The sequence below is a fragment of the Burkholderiales bacterium genome (assembly GCA_013695435.1).
Lineage (GTDB): Bacteria > Pseudomonadota > Gammaproteobacteria > Burkholderiales > JACMKV01 > JACMKV01.
In genome coordinates this window covers 1-7,341 of sequence record JACDAM010000165.1, presented here as the reverse complement: position 1 = coordinate 7,341, position 7,341 = coordinate 1, and the positions used below count along the sequence as shown (strand labels likewise).

At 61.3% G+C, this 7,341-nt stretch carries 9 protein-coding genes; 6 read left to right on the top strand and 3 right to left on the bottom strand.

Translation table 11 applies throughout. From position 1 onward, the window contains the following. Both H0V78_08615 and H0V78_08610 read left to right on the top strand, forming a co-directional pair. Positions 1-197 (top strand): PIN domain-containing protein (locus H0V78_08615; protein MBA2351835.1); only part of this gene is annotated, 197 nt, incomplete at its 5' end. A gap of 4 nt (positions 198-201) precedes the next feature. After that, complete coding sequence (locus tag H0V78_08610) at positions 202-339, top strand: hypothetical protein (GenBank protein MBA2351834.1); 138 nt, start codon at positions 202-204, stop codon at positions 337-339. A gap of 118 nt (positions 340-457) precedes the next feature. Here H0V78_08610 and H0V78_08605 read toward each other — a convergent pair whose 3' ends face one another. The 3 genes from H0V78_08605 to H0V78_08595 form a co-directional block, all read right to left on the bottom strand. Next, positions 458-1,213, bottom strand: a complete 756-nt coding sequence (locus H0V78_08605; GenBank protein ID MBA2351833.1) for a hypothetical protein — start codon at positions 1,211-1,213, stop codon at positions 458-460. Between the two features lie 263 nt (positions 1,214-1,476). Continuing rightward, complete coding sequence (locus tag H0V78_08600; GenBank protein MBA2351832.1) at positions 1,477-2,949, bottom strand: HAMP domain-containing protein; 1,473 nt, start codon at positions 2,947-2,949, stop codon at positions 1,477-1,479. Then, the gene (locus H0V78_08595; GenBank protein ID MBA2351831.1) at positions 2,927-3,604 is read right to left on the bottom strand and encodes a response regulator transcription factor; all 678 of its coding nucleotides are present in this window, start codon (positions 3,602-3,604) and stop codon (positions 2,927-2,929) included. The genes H0V78_08600 and H0V78_08595 overlap by 23 nt, the downstream gene beginning before the upstream one ends. Positions 3,605-3,941: 337 nt before the next feature. Between H0V78_08595 and H0V78_08590 the strand changes: the two genes are divergently transcribed. From H0V78_08590 to H0V78_08575, 4 genes are all read left to right on the top strand, one after another. Beyond that, a complete protein-coding gene (locus H0V78_08590; protein ID MBA2351830.1) occupies positions 3,942-4,748 on the top strand; it encodes a HEAT repeat domain-containing protein in 807 nt (268 codons plus the stop codon). A gap of 113 nt (positions 4,749-4,861) precedes the next feature. After that, the gene (locus H0V78_08585) at positions 4,862-5,608 is read left to right on the top strand and encodes a polysaccharide deacetylase family protein (GenBank protein ID MBA2351829.1); all 747 of its coding nucleotides are present in this window, start codon (positions 4,862-4,864) and stop codon (positions 5,606-5,608) included. Beyond that, complete coding sequence (locus tag H0V78_08580; protein MBA2351828.1) at positions 5,571-6,725, top strand: glycosyltransferase family 4 protein; 1,155 nt, start codon at positions 5,571-5,573, stop codon at positions 6,723-6,725. The genes H0V78_08585 and H0V78_08580 overlap by 38 nt, the downstream gene beginning before the upstream one ends. Before the next feature lie 25 nt (positions 6,726-6,750). Next, on the top strand, positions 6,751-7,341 hold a 591-nt coding region (locus H0V78_08575; GenBank protein ID MBA2351827.1), incomplete at its 3' end, for a class I SAM-dependent methyltransferase.

Here is a 7,341-nt window from a genome sequence, read left to right as displayed (position 1 = left end):
AGGTAGCTCCGGTCGCGACCGCCGATGCGCGCCGAGCGCTCACGCTGCCGGTATCCAACATCGAGGATGCGTTTCAAGTCGCCTCGGCGCTGGCGTGGGGCGCGGACACAATCGTGACTCGCAACGTTTCCGACTTTCGCCGCTCGCCGGTGCGCGCGCTTTCGCCGGCGGCATTTCTCAAACAGACGGCCGCCTGACTGCATGGACACATCCCAAATCGGCAAACGCGCATGGAGCTATGCCGGGGCGCTTCAGGATGCCGGGCTTTCGTGCTTCGAGTACGTCGAACAGATGACGCTCTTGCTGTTCCTGAAAATGGCTGACCAGCTTACCGAATGACGATCAGCAACACGCGCTTTCAGGCGGCGAGAATACGCCCGGATAACGTGTCTCTGAATGTGCGCTAAGGAAGGTCGGGAGTCTTAGACGACTCCCGACCGCGAAGCTGCGCCAACAACTACGGAGTTTTGAAGTGACCGACTGAAAGTGTTTGATTGCCGCCCGATTCGATGGCGAGAATTTCCCATTCATACGCGGAACCCGGGAGCAGAAATCCGGGCGGAACGGCCATGCTTGTGGCAGTCGGCGGCATTGTCACGTCGAGGATGACTTTCGGTATCGCCGGAATGCCGGAATCGGGTTTGACGACGAGCACCTGATAGCCGACGATCGGGCTGCCGTCTGCCGCGCCGACGGAATTCCACTTGACGACAAGATTGTCGGGATCCACTACGGCATCTTCCTCGGGTGAAACGAGCACGGGTCCAGCGGCCAGCTTATGCGTGAATTTCGCGGTGCCCACAAGTTCCTCTCCCTTGATTCCTTTGCCGATGATTCGATAGTCGCCTTCCGGGAAGCGCTTGAGAAACTCAGCCAGCGGCACCTCACTGAAGTTCGGCTCGCCGCTCTCGAGAAACAACTCCGTCGCGCCCTGTTTGGCGAGGCTGCCGCGACTGGTGGCGCGAAATATCAGCCTGCCCGAAGGATCGAAGATGTTCATGTTCTTCCATGGATCGGCATCGATGAACGCCTGTATGCCGGCGTCCTGATCTGTGGAGTTGAGTTCAATCTTCAGGCGCGCGTCCTTGAGCGGGACCACTTTCGGCTCGTCGTCGTCCTCATCCAAATCTTGCGCCCAGGCCGGCGGCGCGGCGGCTCCCAAAAAAAGCGCGATCAGCATTGCTGAAACCGTGGTCCATCTGTTTCTGATCATGGCTATGCTCCTGTCGGTTAATGATTCGGTCGCCCGGTCGCTTGGCAAGGCATCGACCAGGCATGCTTAGACTAAGCGGCCAACATGAGCACAAGATGGTCGGATCATTAGCGATTGGTAATGCGCAAGCCGATGCGCGACAACAGGTACGAAGACGTATTTACCGGCGGCTGAATCGGAGATTGCGGTGGGGAAAAACCTGTGAGGCATTTACCCGATTCTCGTTAAATCCAGACGAGAAGGGCTCTGCCCGAGGGCGTCGACTACGTGCCGGCGTAGACCTTTTCGGATCGTGCCCAGGAACGCTGCGACGGCTGCGGCGAGCCGCCAGGCGATTGCGACAGGACGACGGTGAACACGCTGCCCACACCTTGCGTGCTGGTGGCTGTGATGTCGCCGCCGTGGGCACGCACAAACGCGAGCGCCAGGTTGAGTCCGAGGCCTATTCCGCGTTGCGAACGGCTGCGATCGCAGCGGTAGAAGCGCTGAAAGATTCGCGGTAGATCATCGGCCGCTATGCCTATGCCCGTGTCCTCGATGGTCAGGGATACGCGCCCGCCCTGTTCGGTGAGAGCGATCCGAACCTGGCCGCCCACCGGCGTGTACTTGAACGCGTTGTCGAGCAAATTCGCGATCACCCGCTGCAGCCGCTGCCGATCGCCCTGCATATGACAGTGTTCGGGAACGCTGGTCACCAGGCTGATTCGGTTATCTTCGGCGAACGTTTGAAACAACTCGCTGGCGGTAAGCACAATCTCGGCGAGATCGACGCGGCTCAGGTTCAGCTTGGCGGCGCCGGAATCGGCCTCGGCAATGTCCAGCGTGGTATTGAGCATCGCCAGCAGGCGATCGCACTCCTCGATAGTGTTGACCGCCAATGATTCGCGCCCCGCGTTGGCCTCGATGTTCGACAGGCTCATTTCGGCGGAAGCGCGAATGCGCGCCAGCGGGCTGCGAAGATCGTGCGCGAGATTGTCGGACATGTCGCGCATGCCGAGGATCAGCGCCTCGATGCGATCGAGCATGGTGTTGAAGGTGCGCGCCAGATGGTCGAGTTCGTCGCCTTGCGATCCAACCGGAACGCGCCGGTCCAGTGCTCCCTCGGCGATTTCGTTCGCGGTGCGTGTGACTTCTTTCACGCCGCGCAGCGCCCGCCGCGCCATGAACCATCCGATAGGTCCGCCGAAAACCAGCACTACCGATAAGGTCAGCAGAAATCCGCGCAGGATTTCGGCGAGGAACTCTTCATCGTCCTCAAGCGATTGTCCGATCTCGAGCGTAATGCCTGGCCCGAGGCTCCCGATCACCGTGCGCACACGGTCCTCGCGCGACGGCAGTTTAAGCGTGTTCGATGCCGCTGCCCCGCCGTCATCGATATTGCGCAGAGCCTTTTCCGGCACGCTTGCCAAGTCGGGCCAGGCCGATAATTCGCTGGCCGCGAGTTGACGACCATCGCTGCTCCACAGGCGGAAGAAAACTTTCTCTGCTTCCTTCCCCTGCGTGTCGAGCGCGATCTCCTTTCTGACGCGCTCCATCCCTTCCTGCCGGAACATCGTGGCGAACTCGCCGATATCCTCCTGCATATCCTCATCGGTGCGCTCGGCGACGAAAGCGGCGATCAGCGCGTAGGCAAACGCGAAAGCAAGCACGGATGAGACCGCAAAGATCGCGGCGTACCAGATCGTCAGGCGCAGCGCGAGCGTCTGCCCGAGCTTAGGAATTTTCTCTGAGAACATAGCCCATTCCCCGTACTGTATGGATCAGCGGCTTGGCGAAGCCCTTGTCGATCTTGTCGCGCAAGCGGCAGATTCTGGACTCCACAACGTTGGTTTGCGGGTCGAAGTTGTAGTCCCAGACGCGTTCCATGATCATGGTTTTGGAAACGATGCGTCCGGCGTTGCGCGCCAGATATTCGAGCACGCAAAATTCCCTGGGCTGCAGGTCGATCTTCTTGCTGCCGCGAGTCACGAAACGCGCGAGCAGATCGATATGCAGATCGCCGACCGTAATGCCGGTCGGCTCGGGCGTGTTGTTGGCGCGCCGAATCAAGGCGTGAATGCGCGCCAGCAACTCGGAAAAAGCGAACGGCTTGGTCAGGTAATCGTCGCCTCCGGCTTGCAGCCCTTGCACGCGCTCATCGACCGTGCGTTTGGCGCTCAAGATAATGACCGGCAGCCGGATGCGTCGCCGGCGCACTTCCTCGATCAGCGCGAGCCCGTCCATTCTGGGAAGCATGATGTCGATGATGGCGGCGTCATAAGACCCATCGAGCGCCAATTCCAGCCCGCTGTGGCCATCGGCCGCGTGCGTCACCACGAAGCCAGCCTCCTTCAGTCCCTTGACGACGAAGGAAACGATCCGCAAGTCATCTTCGACAAAAAGCAGGCGCATCGCAAAACCCTCTCCTTATGGAGCATGCCAAACGCATAGGCCGCAGCCCGGCTGAAACGGTTCCTGCGCACAGGCCGCGACATCACTTTATGCGTCTCGTATGCCGTTTGTCCATGGCGAACTGGCCGTTTCGGCCCAACGTTGCCAAATGCTCATGTTCCGACAAGCCTGCGGTCAGCTTGCCCGAATAGTATCCGGGAAAACATCTGCCGATCGACCTTGCGCACTGTGGCGCCGTGGCTTCAATCCGGCGTGACTGCGATCGGAAAGTGAAAACCAGGAAACGGAGGAAATCTTGCCGACTGTTCACGTGGCGAGCCTTATCGCCAGCCTGCTCGTGGTGCTGTCCGCGCACGATGCGTCCGCGAACGATTTCGCCGCGGCAAGGGCCGGTGCAGGCTTCAGCATGGTACCCAACATCGTGCATTTCGACGCAGGTTTGCTCAGCGTGAAGGTGCGCGACGTCGCATTGCTCGAACTGCTGGATGAGGTGTCGCGACAGGCTGATTTCACTGTGATGCCGTATGCGGCAACCGGGCGGAGGGTGAGCCTGGAATTCAATCAGCTCCCGCTCGCGGAGGCTTTATTGACCATCCTCAAGGACCGCAGCTCGGTTCTCGAATGGAAATCGCCGATCACCGGAAAACGCGCATCGGCCGATGCCCTCCTGGAAAGGCTGTGGCTGCTGCCCGCGCCAGGCGAAAAGCACCTGGCCCAGCTCGCGCTGCCGGCGAAAGTAAGCGGGAGGACGGCGCGCGCACAGATCGACGTCGCGGCGCTGCGAGCAGCGCTGAAAAGTGGCGCGAGCGAAAGCCGGGAACACGCAGCCATTGCGCTTGGCCAGGCAGGCGGTGCGAGCGCGCTCGCGGCCCTGGCACAAGCACTGACGGACAGCGACGTCGACGTCCAACAAGCGGCCATCGAGTCGCTGGCCGAGATCGGCGGCGCGGACTCCGTCGGTGCGCTGGCCGTTGCGCTGCGCGACCGCAATCCCCGTATCCGTGAGGCGGCAGTGAACGCGTTGGGCGATATCGACGGGAAGATTGCGATCGCGCTGCTGCAGCAGGCGCAAACCGACGAAACCGCATTCGTTCGTCAAGCGGCGACCGAAACGCTCGATCAACTGTGGGACGCAGCCCGATGACGACGCATCGGATCACGGCCCTGCCGCCGATTGCAAGCTTCGAGCAGTTGCGTCGCCGCTGCCATCGCGTCCGCGCTTTCCGGCAAGTCCGCGATTTCCACTGATTCGCAACGATGCCTTATCCGATTCTCGCTTATCACAACGTCGCACCGATGCCGCGCTTGGCGCTTAATCGGCGCCTCTACCTCGCGCCGTGGCGGTTTGCGCTACAGATGCGCACGCTGGCGGCGCTCGGCTACCGCGGCGTCTCGCTGCGCGAAGGCTTGCCGTATCTTGCGGGAAACAAGAGCGGCCGCATCGTCATCCTGACCTTCGACGACGGCTATCGCGACACCCTGACGCACGCGCTGCCCGTGCTGCGGCGCTTTGGTTTCAGCGCGACCTGCTTTCTGGTCGCTGCCGAGCTGGGCCGCTACAACCGCTGGGACACCGTGCACTGGGAAGTGCGCAAGGCGCTGATGAATCCAGGCGATGTCGAGCGTTGGTTGGCGGCCGGCATGGATATCGGCTCGCATACCCTGAACCACCCGTATTTGACGCGAATCAGCGGCGCCGAACAGCTGCTCAAGATCGAACGCTCGAAACGCATGCTCGAAGCAACGTTCTCCCGTCCGATCGAACATTTTTGCTACCCGTACGGCGATTTCGACGCCGACTGCGTACGCGCGGTGCGCGCAAGCGGTTATGTGTCGGCGGTCACGACAAAGCGCGGCTTCGCATCGGCCCCGGACGACCTGCACACCCTGAAGCGGATCTGCGTAAACGGTGAGCGCGGCTGGTTGCGTTTCGTGCTGCAGATCACGACAGGCTACGAGAACCTGCGTGGCGCAAAGGTCAATCGTGAAGCTGCTGTTTATTGACGCCAGCCGCGGAATCGGCGGCACCGAGCATCACGCCGTCGCACTTACCTGTGCGATGCGCGATATCGGCCACGATGTGCGCGCGCTGATTCGGGACGGAACCTGGCTTGCCGGCGCATTCGAAAACGCCGGCATCGCAACCGAAGCCATCGTTTTCCGCGGCGGCTTCGATCCGCGACTGATGAAGCGCCTGTATGCAGCGATCAGGGATTTCCGACCGGATTGGCTGATCAGCAACGACTCCAGGCTTTATTGGCCGCTCGTCGTCGTGGGCCGGAGTACGGGCGTGCGCGTCGCGCTTTTTAGGCATTTGGCGTCGATCTCGAAGGCAGTCACGCGTCGATGGATTCCGCGCCTGGCCGACCGCTTCTTTGTCGTGTCCAACTATCAGCGCGCAAAACTGGCGCGCGATGGCGCGCTGGCGACGCACCTCAAGGTGCTTTACAACCCCATCGATCTCGCGCGTTTTTGCCCGAGCGCGGAGTGCCGGAATGCGTTTCGCAATCGGATCGACAGCAGTTCACACGACATCATCGTCGGCTTCGCCGGACGCCCGGCCCCCGAAAAAGGGATCTTCGTATTGGAGCAGGCGCTGACCCTGGCAATGCGGCGCGTGGCGCGACTGCGTGCGGTATGGATCGGCGAGGGGCCGGCGCTGGAGCGTTTGTCCGGAAAGATACAGGCATCCGCGTATGCGCGCAGGCATGCCCTGCTGTCCTATGAGAGCGATTTGTCCGCCGTTTTGCCGGGCTTGGATCTGCTGGCCGTGCCGTCGCTCAGTCTCGAAACCTTCGGACGCATTTCGGCTGAAGCGCAGGCCTGCGGCGTTCCTGTCGTATGCAGCGATAGCGGTGGGTTGGCCGAAACGCTGCGGCCGGGCACGAGCGGTCATCTTGTTCCGGCGGGCGACGCTTACGCGCTCGCTCAGCAGATTCTCGCACTGACGTGCAACGACGTGCTCAGGAGCGAAATGGGACGCCAGGCACACCGCCACGCCGGCCGCTTTTGCGCCTTGCGCGTCGCACGGATGTTTGAAGCCGCGCTGGCGGACGCCGACTTCGTGCCCGCCCCGCCGGCTTTGCATGCCGAGCGTCACGAGATCACGCAGCGGCCATAACGGCGGCAAGATTCAAGGCGGACTCATGCGTGATCTATCCAAAACCCGAACCGATTTCGAGCATAAACACAAAACCGATGCGGAGCCTTGGGATTACAGCACCCAAGCGGCTGAAGGATTGCGTCACGATTGGGTTGTGGCGCAAGTCGGAAGGTACGTGAAATCCGGCAAACTTGTGTTGGACGCAGGCTGCAGCTTGGGCCAACTGACCGCACATCTGGTTGGCGTCGGATTGAACGTGTGTGCGATAGATTTATCGGCCACAGCGGTGAGAAAGACGCAGGATCGGCTGGCAAGGATAAGCCTGAGGCAGGGGCAATTCGCGCCGGTCGTAAAGCTCGGCGATGCGCGTGCGCTGCGCTTCCCCGAAGCTTCGTTCGCGGTCGTGCTCTGCTGCGATGGCTTTGAGGGCTGGGAGCTTTCGGCAGAGGACAGCATGGTCGCGCTGAATCAGGTGAGCCGCGTGCTCGTGCCCGGAGGAATTGCGACTCTTACGGATTACCTGCATCCGCGGCGCTTCGCACAGTATGTCGAGTCGATTCGAACCGGGCCGCTTGCAGTTTCGGAAGTCCACTATTTTCACGACCGACTCTGGTTCCAGACCAACACGAACTTC

What these genes read in the sequence shown, in the direction of transcription:
- H0V78_08610 (MBA2351834.1), top strand. Translation starts at nt 202, where the DNA reads ATGGACACATCCCAAATCGGCAAACGCGCATGGAGCTATGCCGGGGCG.
- H0V78_08605 (MBA2351833.1), bottom strand. Translation starts at nt 1,213, where the DNA reads ATGATCAGAAACAGATGGACCACGGTTTCAGCAATGCTGATCGCGCTT.
- H0V78_08600 (MBA2351832.1), bottom strand. Translation starts at nt 2,949, where the DNA reads ATGTTCTCAGAGAAAATTCCTAAGCTCGGGCAGACGCTCGCGCTGCGC.
- H0V78_08595 (MBA2351831.1), bottom strand. Translation starts at nt 3,604, where the DNA reads ATGCGCCTGCTTTTTGTCGAAGATGACTTGCGGATCGTTTCCTTCGTC.
- H0V78_08585 (MBA2351829.1), top strand. Translation starts at nt 4,862, where the DNA reads ATGCCTTATCCGATTCTCGCTTATCACAACGTCGCACCGATGCCGCGC.